This is a genomic window from Aminobacterium sp. (genome assembly GCF_034926885.1).
In the GTDB taxonomy this organism is placed as follows: domain Bacteria; phylum Synergistota; class Synergistia; order Synergistales; family Aminobacteriaceae; genus Aminobacterium.
This window is the reverse complement of sequence record NZ_JAYFQR010000020.1, coordinates 15,629-27,676: the sequence shown is the minus strand read 5'-3', so window position 1 is coordinate 27,676 and position 12,048 is coordinate 15,629. Positions and strand designations below refer to the sequence as shown.

General features: G+C 43.2%; 16 protein-coding genes. All 16 read right to left on the bottom strand.

The features are described 5' to 3' along the window. Positions 1-27: 27 nt before the first annotated feature. The 16 genes from VB083_RS09130 to VB083_RS09055 all read right to left on the bottom strand — a co-directional run bounded on the left by VB083_RS09130 (position 28) and on the right by VB083_RS09055 (position 12,047). On the bottom strand, positions 28-675 hold the full coding sequence (locus VB083_RS09130) for a ComF family protein (RefSeq protein ID WP_213690597.1): 648 nt from the start codon (positions 673-675) through the stop codon (positions 28-30). Then, complete coding sequence (locus VB083_RS09125) at positions 662-1,087, bottom strand: GNAT family N-acetyltransferase (protein ID WP_213690598.1); 426 nt, start codon at positions 1,085-1,087, stop codon at positions 662-664. Before VB083_RS09125 ends, VB083_RS09130 begins: the two co-directional genes overlap by 14 nt. Further along, complete coding sequence (locus tag VB083_RS09120; protein ID WP_213690599.1) at positions 1,077-1,292, bottom strand: alcohol dehydrogenase; 216 nt, start codon at positions 1,290-1,292, stop codon at positions 1,077-1,079. Before VB083_RS09120 ends, VB083_RS09125 begins: the two co-directional genes overlap by 11 nt. A 37-nt stretch (positions 1,293-1,329) precedes the next feature. Beyond that, complete coding sequence (locus tag VB083_RS09115; protein ID WP_213690600.1) at positions 1,330-2,484, bottom strand: DUF3084 domain-containing protein; 1,155 nt, start codon at positions 2,482-2,484, stop codon at positions 1,330-1,332. 90 nt (positions 2,485-2,574) lie between these two features. After that, positions 2,575-3,021, bottom strand: a complete 447-nt coding sequence (locus tag VB083_RS09110) for a YkgJ family cysteine cluster protein (protein WP_213696099.1) — start codon at positions 3,019-3,021, stop codon at positions 2,575-2,577. Further along, the gene (locus VB083_RS09105; RefSeq protein ID WP_307879486.1) at positions 3,008-3,331 is read right to left on the bottom strand and encodes a hypothetical protein; all 324 of its coding nucleotides are present in this window, start codon (positions 3,329-3,331) and stop codon (positions 3,008-3,010) included. The genes VB083_RS09110 and VB083_RS09105 overlap by 14 nt, the downstream gene beginning before the upstream one ends. A 12-nt stretch (positions 3,332-3,343) precedes the next feature. Beyond that, positions 3,344-4,474, bottom strand: a complete 1,131-nt coding sequence (locus tag VB083_RS09100) for a flagellar basal body P-ring protein FlgI (RefSeq protein WP_213690601.1) — start codon at positions 4,472-4,474, stop codon at positions 3,344-3,346. A 14-nt stretch (positions 4,475-4,488) separates the two neighbouring features. Then, positions 4,489-5,073 carry a flagellar basal body L-ring protein FlgH gene (locus VB083_RS09095; protein ID WP_213690602.1) on the bottom strand — a complete coding sequence of 195 codons (585 nt, stop codon included), beginning with the start codon at positions 5,071-5,073 and terminating at the stop codon, positions 4,489-4,491. Further along, the gene (gene flgA, locus VB083_RS09090) at positions 5,070-6,011 is read right to left on the bottom strand and encodes a flagellar basal body P-ring formation chaperone FlgA (protein WP_213690603.1); all 942 of its coding nucleotides are present in this window, start codon (positions 6,009-6,011) and stop codon (positions 5,070-5,072) included. Before flgA ends, VB083_RS09095 begins: the two co-directional genes overlap by 4 nt. 12 nt (positions 6,012-6,023) lie before the next feature. Continuing rightward, positions 6,024-6,812 carry a flagellar basal-body rod protein FlgG gene (flgG, locus tag VB083_RS09085; RefSeq protein ID WP_213690604.1) on the bottom strand — a complete coding sequence of 263 codons (789 nt, stop codon included), beginning with the start codon at positions 6,810-6,812 and terminating at the stop codon, positions 6,024-6,026. A gap of 18 nt (positions 6,813-6,830) precedes the next feature. Next, positions 6,831-7,640 carry a flagellar basal-body rod protein FlgF gene (flgF, locus tag VB083_RS09080; RefSeq protein ID WP_213696101.1) on the bottom strand — a complete coding sequence of 270 codons (810 nt, stop codon included), beginning with the start codon at positions 7,638-7,640 and terminating at the stop codon, positions 6,831-6,833. A 12-nt stretch (positions 7,641-7,652) separates the two neighbouring features. Continuing rightward, positions 7,653-8,702 carry a rod shape-determining protein gene (locus tag VB083_RS09075; protein WP_307879487.1) on the bottom strand — a complete coding sequence of 350 codons (1,050 nt, stop codon included), beginning with the start codon at positions 8,700-8,702 and terminating at the stop codon, positions 7,653-7,655. A gap of 57 nt (positions 8,703-8,759) precedes the next feature. Further along, complete coding sequence (gene truA, locus VB083_RS09070) at positions 8,760-9,575, bottom strand: tRNA pseudouridine(38-40) synthase TruA (RefSeq protein ID WP_213690607.1); 816 nt, start codon at positions 9,573-9,575, stop codon at positions 8,760-8,762. Then, positions 9,575-10,387 (bottom strand): energy-coupling factor transporter transmembrane component T family protein, encoded by an 813-nt coding sequence (locus VB083_RS09065; protein ID WP_213690608.1) that lies wholly within the window; start codon positions 10,385-10,387, stop codon positions 9,575-9,577. The genes truA and VB083_RS09065 overlap by 1 nt, the downstream gene beginning before the upstream one ends. After that, positions 10,384-11,229, bottom strand: coding sequence for an ATP-binding cassette domain-containing protein (locus VB083_RS09060; RefSeq protein WP_213690609.1), 846 nt, complete (start codon positions 11,227-11,229; stop codon positions 10,384-10,386). The genes VB083_RS09065 and VB083_RS09060 overlap by 4 nt, the downstream gene beginning before the upstream one ends. Continuing rightward, positions 11,214-12,047 carry an energy-coupling factor transporter ATPase gene (locus VB083_RS09055; protein WP_213690610.1) on the bottom strand — a complete coding sequence of 278 codons (834 nt, stop codon included), beginning with the start codon at positions 12,045-12,047 and terminating at the stop codon, positions 11,214-11,216. The genes VB083_RS09060 and VB083_RS09055 overlap by 16 nt, the downstream gene beginning before the upstream one ends. Between the last annotated feature and the right edge of the window lies 1 nt (position 12,048).

Here is a 12,048-nt window from a genome sequence, read left to right as displayed (position 1 = left end):
TATTATCGGAATACTTTCAAAGTAGCTTTAGCGCAAATAACGAAGAGAAGTTGACCACGTTATAGCTGTCTCTACATGTATCGCATATTTTCTCAAAGTAGATGCCGCTCTTCGAAGAGTGGTGCCAGTAGTAGAAACATCATCAACCAAGATTACAGAGTAAACTGGCTTGTTTTGTCCGCAAAAATGAAAAACATCATCTTGCATTGTGCGTCTTTCCATTGAGGAGTGAGAAGTTTGTGTGGTTTTGTCTTTTTTCCATTTGAGCATATTAAAGACTGGGATGTTCCACTCTTGAGATATGCCCTGTGCAATGAGCTCAGCTTGATTCCATGGCCGTTTACTTTGTCTGTGAAGAGGAATAGGGACAAGAGCATCTCCTATCGCCTGAGAGATGCTTCTGGCCAAAGCTCGCCCCATAATATGCCCCAACTCTCCCCAGCCTTCATATTTCAATCTTAAAACTAATTCTCGACATATATCTTGGTGATACGCACCTGATAGAAGAGTCAAATCACCATCTATTTTTCTTTCTACTGGATGAGAAAGAAGAGATTCCAGACAAGAAAGACACCCGATAGAAGCAATTCGACCACATACGGGACATTCAACAGGCCATATGATCTGCTTTATCCATTTTGCCCAAATGAAACAAAAATATTTAGGAATATTCAATGGGACGTCGTAAAAGCATTAAGGCTCCCTCATTTCGCTCAAAACCATATTGAGCCAAGAAAGGTTCAAGTTCGCTCGTATACGTCAAAATAAGGGGGATAGACCGTATAGCCGGATGAGAAAGGGCGTAATCGATGAGAGCAGACCCAATCCCTTTGCCTTGAAAATCGGGATGAACCATTATGTCCCATAAAGATCCCCTAAATACAAAATCTGTCAGAATTCTGCAAAAAGCTATCAGTTTTTCACCGTGACGAACAGAAAAGCACATAGTGGTTCCTTCAAGCATGCGAGCTATATCCTCAAGGGAACGGCTTCGTCCCCAACGAGTAAAGCGATAAAGATCTCTTAATTCTGCCGGCGTCACAGCCTTTTTACTATCGTAAAATGCATATTCCAGTTTAGCTTTCATGTACACTTACCGCTTTCTGAAACGCCAATCCATGAACTATTTTACGCAAATCCGATTTGCGAGCATCAGCAGATATTTGAAGTTGGACAACTTGACCTGCTCCGCACTTTGGACAAATCCACATAGCACGGGCAACTCCATCTACATCTGGGGTCCCTGCTAAGACTTTAGTTTCGCCACATATTTGACACGCTACTATGAGCATCAATACTCCTCCTGTATTTCCTTATAAAGAGGTACGATTAAAGTGTCGTGATATGGAATTTTATTCGCACCGGTCCTTCTGTGTATATATCATCTAATGTTATAACCGTAACATCTACAGCTTTTTCCACTTTTTGCAGTTCTTCAACAGCATCGAAAAAATCAGTTGCATCCATTGCCCCAACCTTGCCACTTGCGGCATCTGGCATAATTCCCTCGGCAACAGCCCTTCTATTTACCTCTGCTAATAAGCTATGCAAGAAAGATTCTGCATCTCCACTATTAGGAACCCACGTCCGCTGAGCTACAACTTCACCATTTTCATAGACTAAGCGGCTGTCATAAACTTCGTACCGCACCCGAACGTCTTCACCCAGTAATATGTTTGCATCGGCAATAATTCGAACAAACTTACGAGCAGGAGCATTTATACATTCGTCCATCTTCTTTTTCTCTGTTTCAGGATCGACACCTAAAACAATTTCTTCAGCCGGTTTTCCTGTACGCAAAGACAAAACCATTTCCGCACGATGATGAAGTTCTTCAAAAGCAGATTCAACATCCTCTTTAGAACTTTTTCTCTCTATAACCTGCTGACCTAAAAGCTCGCCGGCAAAGACTGCTATCCTTCCACTTCGAACCTGCACTAATCCTTCACGAAGTCGGTCAGCTTCCTGACGAAGTGAGCTTATTTCCTGGTCTAATTTGAATTTTTCCTTCTCTAATGCTGCTTTTTCACTTTTTACCGAAGCTAATTCTTCCTGAGCTTTTTCAACCTTAGGTTGTACGGACGCAAGTTTTTGTTGAATCTCTTTGAGTTTTGTCTCTTGGGATTCAAGCTTTGTCTGACTCTCCACTAAACGAATAGACATAAGTTGAGATTCTTCTCGACTTTCTTGCAACTCGGACGTTAAATTAACAATTTGGCTTTGCAGAAATTTCATGGAAAAAAGGGCAGTTCGTACGTTCTCTGACACGACAGACATGGTGAGCAGAATTCCTATAGAAATAACAACACCGGTGAGAGCAGTAATAATTTGACTCGTATGGCGCGGCCGTAACCCAAAAAGTGAAATCCGTTTTTTACCGATGCGCATGCCAATACGATCTCCCAAGTAGGCCAAGATCGCACTCACAATTAGGAGTGTAATAATAAGTTTCCAATTCATATCAGACCATATTTGGGCCTGCACTCTTCTGCCCCCATTCATAAAATAGTATTCATGTACAGAATAACACGAAATGAGGGCAGTCACAAAGGACTCCCCTCATTTTCAGCAAAATTACAGAGTAGGAATAACAGACGGAAATTTATTCAAGTATGCCTCTATTTCTATAGCGGTGTAGAAGCGTCCTTCATTCATTCCTGGGCAAAGCAAGGCCGCTTTTCTCCAACTTTCTGGCGTAGCTAAAACTGAAGGCCAAAAGGGAAAGAGAGAACACTGCGCTGGGCGAACAGGGTAAATAGTACATCGAGCCCGTTCTGAATTGTAAAAGACACATTCACCAGCTTGTTTTTCTTTAAGGCTCGGAGGCCCCCATCGCCTTGTTTCATAATAAACCCGGAAAACAGACAAGGAGATGTTAAGCCACTCGGCAATCTTCTTCTCTTCTTCTTCAGAAACCCAAACAGCGCCTGGTTCTCCCCTACAACAGCGCCCACACCCCAAACATGTAAAGGAAAGTCCCTCTCGCCACCAAGCGCTCTCTATACTTTTAAGCTGATTCATTGTCTGACGAATTCGTATCAAGAGAGGCTGAAAGCTGATCGTAAAGAACTCTCCACAAACCAACACCGTTCTGTTTAGTTAATGCTTCCGCCGACATTTCGACAGAAAGATCTTCTAAAGGGCCGAAAGTTCTTTTTTGCTTTTTTCCTGCAACTTCTTCTGCGTCATGAAGCATATTTTTCCATAATTGTCCTAAGAGTATGCCTTCGAATTGACGGCATGCTTCTTCAAGCTGTTTCTTTTGTTCTGTTCTATGCCCTGTTTCTTGCAGCAAAGAAATAGATTGCATTGTTGTATCTATTTTATTCATGAAAGACTCCTTTTACATGACAACAAGTTCCCCGTGAAGGGCACCTGCTTCTTTTACAGCCTGCAAAATTGAGATAATATCTCTTGGTGTCGCTCCTACAGAATTCAATGAATTCACAAGATCACTAACAGTCGCCGTAGCACCCAAAGAGATGAGGCTTCCAGCCTGTTCCTCCGCCGCTATTTCTGTTCGTGGCTGAACAGCTGTTCTTCCTGTAGCAAAAGGCTCTGGCTGAACAACTTCAGGTTTTTCTGTCACACGTACTGTAAGATTTCCATGTGCCACAGCCACTGTACTGATTTTAACATCTCCGCCCATAACGACTGTACCCGTTCTTTCGTTGACAACAACGCGCGCCACCATGTCTGGTTCAACAGTCAACCTTTCAATATTTGCAATGAACGAACTCGGAGAAGAGGAGAATTGGGGAGGGATAACAATCTGAATCATCCCCGCGTCTATAGGAGAAGCGATCCCTCCAAAGCGGGAGTTTATAGCCAGAGCAACACGTTCGGCCGTTGTAAAATCAGGATCTTTCAGAAGAAGACTAATTGTTCCATTGGCAGAAAAGTTCATAGGAACATCACGCTCAACAAGGGCTCCGTTAGGAACCCTGCCCACAGTAACAACATTTTTTGACATTCTGGCCGCTCCACCTTCTGCAGAAAACCCTCCAACAAGAACTGGCCCTTGCGCAACAGCATAAACCCTTCCATCTGCACCTTTGAGAGGCACCTGAAGGAGCGTACCACCTTGAAGACTCTTCGCGTCGCCCATAGTGCTTACAGTAACATCTATTTGCTGCCCTGGCCGAGCAAAGGGAGGAAGTTCACAGGTAACTGTAACAGAGGCTACATTTTTACTTTTAACCAAACCTTCGTCAACTGTAAGCCCGAACTGACTCATGAGGTTACGAACCATTTGCAAAGACATTTTTGCCTTATCTCCAGTTCCTTGTAACCCCATAACCAGACCAACACCTACGAGCTGGTTCGAACGAATACCCTGTATATCTGCCAAATCTTTAATACGTACTGCAGGATGAACACCGGCATGGAGGGTGTTTGGCCCCATGGGAAGCAACAAAACCAAGACTAATATGCCCGCAAAAATTCTTTTCAACCACTTACTATTGTCTTTCATATATCTCTGTCTCCTTAGAAAATAGCCTGTAGTATCTGTGTGAGTATACCTGGTTTCTGAACTCTGGATAAAGCTCCTCTACCTTCAACACCTATCTCCGCATTAGCGACCTTATCGCTACCGATAGTGTTGTTGCTCTCTACGTCTTGAGGTCGAATAACACCTCGTATATGCAGCTTTAATTTTTCCTCGTGGGTAACAACATCCCTGGCCCCTTCTATAACAAGATTCCCATTGGGGAGAACTTCTGTTACGAGGCAGGTTATTGTTGTTTTGGCAGTATGCGTTCTCTCTGTGGAGCTGTCACCCTTAGTTGAGGATTTAGAAGAAAAGCCCAAGGCTTTGATAAAATTCAAAACGCCTACTCCATCTGAAACAGAATTATTATTATCTTTGCTTACATCAGTTTTTGCTTCATCCTTTGTAGTTGTTTTTTCGGCAACAACAACCGAAACAATATCCCCTATTTGGCTAGGACGTTGGTCCGCAATCCAATTTGTTGAATCACTCCAAAGAGACTGAGCTAAAAGAGGAACTCTCCAACCAGAAAATATAAAAACAAAAACACTTAAAACTATGAGTGTACGTTTTACGTTCATTCAGAATCGACCTCCACTTTACCAGGGCCTACAACACGTCCTGTTACTACAGTTCTACTTCTGTTATTCCGAACTCGAACTCTGTCACCCAGTACACCTTCATCTAAGGCTTCACCGGAAACTTCCACAATAAGCGTACCCATTCGAGAAATAATCGTCACTTCGTCTCCTCTATAAATTATCGGCTTTGTTTCAAGAAAATTGAAAGAGATCACATCTCCGTAACGACCATCTCTTTTTAAAGCAAGGCCAACTACAGATTCGACACGACTGGGTAACTCTCCTGATTGAGAAAGCTGTACCCTTCGAAGAATAACGTCATTTTCAGTAATCACGTGCCCCCTATCACACTCTCTTTGTAATACAACAGCAGGCTGATACCAAGAAATGCGCACAGGAATCGACCGAATACCACCATTGCTACGAAACTTCAAAGTGGTTGAGCCCACTCCAGGAGAGAGCGTTCCCGGGGAGATATAATCTTCTGACGGTTGGGGAACAGCCTCAGAGAGAGGTTTCACTTCAACAGCCCACGTCCAGCCTGAAATACTCCGAACGATACTTTGAAGTCTGGTTTCTTGCCTGAGCTCCACGTGTTTGGGCATTAACAGAGAGAGACGAATGCCTCCTACTCCGTTTTTTACAAGGATTTTTACTATATCATCTTGTGTCAGATATGAACCTTCCATAGGTACAGCGATCTTCCTGACATAGTTTACAATATTTTCTGGACCGTTAATTACAGATATCTGCTCAAGATATAGAGGAGATTTCTGATATGAAATATGAGCAGGAAATTCAAGAGAAAGCAGAGTTGAGGCAACCGCCGACGTAGAATACATGCCACAAGAAAAAACTGCTACAAACAACAAAAGGGTAAAAATAAAAAAAAGGCGGGCACACCAACGCTCCCGCCTTTCAAAAAGTCTCTCTGTCATCACAACCCCAACCTACCGTCGAAGACTATTAGCAATCCTCAATAGTTCGTCCGCTGTCTGAATGCTCTTGGAGTTAGCTTCATATGCACGCTGTGCAACGATAAGATTTACCATTTCTTCTACAACTTGAACATTCGACATTTCAAGAATTCCTTGATGGAGAGTCCCCAGTCCATCTTCTCCTGGAATTCCCTCTATGGCTTCACCACTAGCAGGAGTCTCTTCGAAAAGATTCCGCCCCATGGCACGAAGTCCTGCAGGGTTAACAAAACGGGCAATCTCTATTTGACCAATTTCATCGGCTTCCTGATTTCCTACGGTTTTAACAGAAACACGGCCCATATTATCTATTATTATTTCAGTAGCATCATCGGGTATCGTAATAGCAGGTTCAAGAAGAAAACCATCCGCTGTAACAATTTGTCCTTCTCCATCTACTTTCCATGAGCCATCTCGTGTATAAGCAATCTCACCATTTGGGCGAATAACCTGAAAGAAGCCATCTCCTTCTATAGTGATATCCAAAGGGTTATTCGTTACCTGAAGGTTCCCTTCCGAAAAAGTTCGAGACGTACCTACAACTTTTGTTCCTAAACCTACCTGAATTCCTGTTGGAACAGTCGTTCCAGTCTCAACAGGAGCGCCAGGTTCTCTGTCTATTTGATAAAGCAAATCCTGAAAATCAGCACGCATCTTTTTATATCCCGACGTGTTGACATTTGCCAAGTTATTTGACGTAACATCTAAATTTGTCTGTTGGGCCACCATTCCTGTTGCAGCAGACCATAAAGATCGAATCATCTCGTATCCCTCCTGGAATTAAACCGCTCTGCCAAAGGTAGAAATTAATCTTCCTGTCGTCTCATCATGGGCTGTAACTGCTCGAGATGCACTTTCATAGGCTCTGTGAGCTTCTATCATACGTACCATTTCTTCCACGACATTCACATTCGACATTTCAAGAGCACCAGACCTTACCTGTACTTCGTCCACATTTATAGGAGTACCTGAATCTGCTGTTTCTGAAAGAAGAGATTTTCCTTCCTGCTTTAAAAGTGTCGCCTTATCAAAAGTAACGACCTGCAAGGTATCAACCACTTCTCCGTCAACAATAAGCTGACCTGAATCGTCGAATTCGATAATAGAAGCTTCTCCTACCTCCAGAGGGCCTCCCTGACCCAACACAGACATTCCATCATGAGTAATAACACGACCGTCAGCGCCAATCTGGAATTGGCCTGATCTCGTATAAAAAACATTTCCATTATTATCCTGTACAGAAAAAAAGCCATCTCCCTGTAAAGCAACATCAAAGGGATTTTCTGTAATCCTCAGAGAGCCTTCGCTCTTTTTCATAGCAGTTTCAGATAGAACATTCGCAAGTGGAATATCCCCAATGGGAACACGTCCTCTGAAAATAACGCCTTCTGGCGGGACTACTTCCATTCTGCCTTCCCCGGGATCAAGTTTTTCCAAGCGATCCATTAACACCTCGGGGAAAGCCTTATTGACAGCAATTCTACCTCTAAAGCCAGCAGTATTAACGTTTGCCAGGTTATTTGCAACAACATCACCCATCCGCTCTTGTACAAGCATGGCTGACGCTGCACTATAGAGTCCTCGATGCACGGGGCAATCCTCCTACCGTATTTTCTTTCGTCCTTTCCGAGAGGAGGTCATCAATATGCCGCTTCGCCCTGTCGCTTTCAATTTATCTATCTCTGCAAGAGCTTTGCCTGTCCCTAAAGCTACACTCTCCATAGGGTCATCTGCGCAAAAACAATTTATGCCCGTCTGTTGAGTAATAAGCTCAGGAAGTCCACGTAACAGCGATCCTCCACCAGTAAGAACGATTCCTCTATCTATAATATCGGCAGAAAGTTCCGGCGGCGTTAGCTCTAAAACATTTCTAACTCCATCAATTAGAGCTTGAATCATTTCTCCTATAGCCTGACTCACAGCAGCACTGCTGATTTCTATCTGACGAGGCAAGCCCTGTACCAAATCACGTCCCTTAAGAGTCATGGTCATCTCTTCCTCTTCCTGCCCGCAAGTTCCGATCATGATCTTAAGATTTTCAGCTGTCTGCTCTCCAATTGCCAAACTATAATGCTTTCTTAGATAACGCATAATGGCTTCGTCAAATTTATCTCCGCCAATACGCAACGATTTCGAAACGACAATGCCTCCCAGAGAAATAACAGCGATATCACTTGTACCACCACCGATATCGACAATCATTTTGCCTCTGGGTTCTTCAACGTTCAGGTTCGCTCCAATAGCGGCAGCCATAGGTTCCTCTATCAGAAAAGCTTCACTGGCTCCAACTTCAACTGCTGCCTCAAGAACGGCTCGACGTTCTACGTCTGTCGCTCCGGAAGGAACGCATATCATAACCCTATTTCTAAAGAAACGACGAAAGCCTTTATTTACTCGCTTCATGAAATACTGAAGCATGGCTTCTGTCATGGTGTAATCTGCTATCACTCCATCACGGAGAGGCCGTACGGAAATAACGTTTCCAGGGGTACGCCCCACCATATTTTTGGCCTCATATCCCACTGCAAGAATTTTGCCGTTTTCAAGATCTATTGCTACAACAGACGGCTCTCGCAGAACTATTCCCTTGTTCTTTACGTAAATAAGCACTGTAGCTGTTCCCAAGTCTATGCCGATATCGCTTCCAAACACGAAAGTAGCCTCCTTATCTAAAAACATTCCCACTCTCAGAAAATATTATATGTGTTTCTACGCAAAATCAGAAGGGACGAATGTTTCCTTTACTCTTTCTTTCGATATTTCAGGAATGGGTAAAAAGTGGTGAACATCATAGCCAACCCTCCAAAAATAAAGCCCGTGAGCTGGAGCTGTCATTCCTGCATGAGTGCGATTCTTGTTATCATCGAGAAGTTCTTTGATCCATTCAGCACTTTTTTTCTCTTTTCCCACAAGATCCAGACTTCCTACTATCGAACGCACCATATTCATGAGAAAAGCATTACCGCGAATAGTAAGCACAGATAGATGTTCCCTATTTCTATATTTTAGAGAAAGAATAGATCGAACAGTATTGTCAGGACATTCTTTGATAGGGCAAAATGCCTTAAAATCATGTGTTCCTCTTAAATAAAGACACGCTTTTTCTACTGCCGATTTATTCCAATACCAGCGATTCCACCAAGCTCTTTGAGAAAGACAAGGCGGGAACGCCGGACCATGCCATATATAATATCGGTATTCTCTCCATAAAGCACAAAAGCGAGCACTAAAATTATTATCAACCAAAAAAACACGCATAACACGAACAGTCTCAGGTAGATAGAAATTAATGGCCAATACAAGTTTATGCAGATCCCAAAGAGTCGTTAATGAAAAAGAAATAACCTGCCCTTTCCCGTGAACTCCAGCATCGGTTCTTCCTGCTGCTGTTACAGTAACAACATTACCACATACGCTTTGCAAAGCCTTCTCTATATCCTCTTGAACACTTGCTGCCTGTGTTTGTTTTTGCCAACCGGAAAAGGCCACTCCATCATAAGAGATAACAGCAGCATACGTATGCATTACGCAATCACCATATGATCTACATAGATAAGAAGTGATAAGGTTACAAGCAATAAAAACAGTGCTACAGTGTCAGAACCACGCCAGTGCAAGGGTTTAAGACGTGTTCGACCATTACCTCCTCTATAACAGCGAGCTTCCATAGCCGTTGCCAAATCTTCCGCTCGTTGAAACACAATAACAAAAAGAGGCACAAGAACCGGTAGCATGGCTCGCAACCGCTGCCAAATATTTCCTTTATCAAGATTTGCCCCTCTCGCAAGTTGCGCTTTCATAATGCGATCTGTTTCATCTAAAAGCGTAGGTATAAATCGAAGGGCAATAGTCATCATCATAGCTAATTCATGAGCTGGAAAACCCAAAGGGGCTAAGGGGGAAAAGAGTTTTTCCAATCCGTCTGCCAACTCCATAGGGCTTGTCGTCAACGTAAGAAAACAAGCGAAAAGTACAAGAAACAATAACCGCAACCCCATATATATCCCCATACGGATTCCTTCTTGTGTAACAGTGACAAAACCCCATTGGAATACAGGTGTGCCTTTGGTGAAAAAGATGTGTATTAACGCAGTAAAAATAACAAGTATCATCACTGGTCGTACAGAACGAAGTACGAGGGAAAAGGGTAATTTCGAAAACAAAGTAATTGCCAATAGCAAAAGTCCCCATACTCCAAAAGCAAGGGGATGTTTCACGAGAAATATACCGGTGAGAAGAAATATTGTTCCTAATATTTTGCATCGTGGATCAAGAGCATGAACAACAGAATTCGCAGGAACATACTGCCCAAAGGTTAGATGGTTCATAAATTTCATAACGCATTCACCTTCTTCTGTATGGCTTTAAAAAGTCGTTTATGCTCCCACGTTAAAGGAACCGACCAATTTTTTTGATTAAGTGTAACTGCTAACTCCAACACTTGAGGCAAACAAAGTCCCCGCACTGGACGTTGGCTCAACTCTTCTACTATTCTCTTGGGAGGGCCTTGTACCACTTCACGACCCCCTTCAAGCACTAAGATAGAATCGCTGGCCATTAGAGCTATTTCCAAATCATGAGTAACAAAAACTATTCCACGACCCTTATCTTTTTGAGCCAATAGAAGACGAACAAGCTCTTTACGCCCCGTAGCATCAAGACCCGCTGTCGGTTCATCAAGAACTACATAGGCAGGATCTGCAGCTAAAACTGATGCGAGAGCTATACGGCGTTTTTCTCCTCCCGAAAGTTGGAAAGGATTGCGATCAAGAAAATCAAGAGAGAGTCCCACTTCCAAGAGAGAACGCTCCACTACACCTTGTAATTCATCTTCTGGAACACCCCAATTTCGCGGAGCAAAGGCTACTTCTTCAAATACTGTTTCTGCAAAAAGTTGTTGCTCGGGATACTGAAAAACTAACCCCACAAGATGCCTGATTTTACGCAGATCAGAACTCCCGGAACGAGCAACCATATTCTCAACAACAACTTCTCCCTTTTCTGGAACAATCAGAGCATTAAGATGTTGCGCCAGTGTGGACTTACCACTTCCGGTATGACCAACTATGGAAAGCCACTGACCTTTCTCTGTTTGTAGACTTATATCCTTCAAAGCCACTGTTTCTAGAGGTGTGGAAGGATGATAAATATGAGTGAGATTTTTTATAATAATTGACATAAGGCTTTTTGTACTCCATATACTGTTGCAGGCGTTCCTTCTGGAATAAGCTGCTCTGCAACCAACATTTGCCATAACTCAACAAAGGGAGGCGTTTCAAGTCCCCATTCATCAAGTTTTTGAGTGAGGCTGAAGAGTTCCGTTATGGCTCCATTCCATCGTACAGTACCGTCTTTCAAAACAAAAGCCCTGTCACAAAAGACGGTTTCTTCAAGGCGATGGGTAATATAAATTATTGTTCTTCCCTGCTCATGAAGATTTTTCAATATGTCAAGTAAATCACGACGTCCTTGAGGGTCAAGCATTGCTGTCGGTTCATCAAGAACTAAACAAGGTGGATCAAGAGCTAAAGCTCCAGCTACAGCCAACCGTTGTTTCTCTCCACCGGAAAGGGAATATGTAGGATTTTGAGCTTTATGGGATAAACCGGTAACAGAAAGGGCCCAATCTACCCTGCGACGAATTTCTTCTGGGGGAAGTCCCATATTCTCAGGGCCGAAAGCCGTGTCATCTTCTACAACTGTTCCCACAATCTGATTGTCAGGATTTTGGAACACCATAGCAACATGACTTCTTATATCCCATAGCTTTGTTTCGTCTCTCGTATCCATACCATAAACAAAACAAGCGCCCTGCGATGGTAGCAGCAGGGCGTTCAAATGTTTGGCCAGCGTCGATTTTCCCGAACCATTGCTGCCGAGTAGAGCCAGCCACTCCCCTTCCCGGACCTCTAAACAGACACGATCCAGTGCAGAACTATTCGCTTCAGGGTAGGAAAAAACTACATCCTGAAGCGAACAGACTATTTTTGGGGCCATT

What these genes read in the sequence shown, in the direction of transcription:
- VB083_RS09125 (WP_213690598.1), bottom strand. Translation starts at nt 1,087, where the DNA reads ATGAAAGCTAAACTGGAATATGCATTTTACGATAGTAAAAAGGCTGTG.
- VB083_RS09120 (WP_213690599.1), bottom strand. Translation starts at nt 1,292, where the DNA reads ATGCTCATAGTAGCGTGTCAAATATGTGGCGAAACTAAAGTCTTAGCA.
- VB083_RS09110 (WP_213696099.1), bottom strand. Translation starts at nt 3,021, where the DNA reads ATGAATCAGCTTAAAAGTATAGAGAGCGCTTGGTGGCGAGAGGGACTT.
- VB083_RS09105 (WP_307879486.1), bottom strand. Translation starts at nt 3,331, where the DNA reads ATGAATAAAATAGATACAACAATGCAATCTATTTCTTTGCTGCAAGAA.
- VB083_RS09100 (WP_213690601.1), bottom strand. Translation starts at nt 4,474, where the DNA reads ATGAAAGACAATAGTAAGTGGTTGAAAAGAATTTTTGCGGGCATATTA.
- VB083_RS09095 (WP_213690602.1), bottom strand. Translation starts at nt 5,073, where the DNA reads ATGAACGTAAAACGTACACTCATAGTTTTAAGTGTTTTTGTTTTTATA.
- flgA (WP_213690603.1), bottom strand. Translation starts at nt 6,011, where the DNA reads ATGACAGAGAGACTTTTTGAAAGGCGGGAGCGTTGGTGTGCCCGCCTT.
- flgG (WP_213690604.1), bottom strand. Translation starts at nt 6,812, where the DNA reads ATGATTCGATCTTTATGGTCTGCTGCAACAGGAATGGTGGCCCAACAG.
- truA (WP_213690607.1), bottom strand. Translation starts at nt 9,575, where the DNA reads ATGCATACGTATGCTGCTGTTATCTCTTATGATGGAGTGGCCTTTTCC.
- VB083_RS09065 (WP_213690608.1), bottom strand. Translation starts at nt 10,387, where the DNA reads ATGAAATTTATGAACCATCTAACCTTTGGGCAGTATGTTCCTGCGAAT.
- VB083_RS09060 (WP_213690609.1), bottom strand. Translation starts at nt 11,229, where the DNA reads ATGTCAATTATTATAAAAAATCTCACTCATATTTATCATCCTTCCACA.
- VB083_RS09055 (WP_213690610.1), bottom strand. Translation starts at nt 12,047, where the DNA reads ATGGCCCCAAAAATAGTCTGTTCGCTTCAGGATGTAGTTTTTTCCTAC.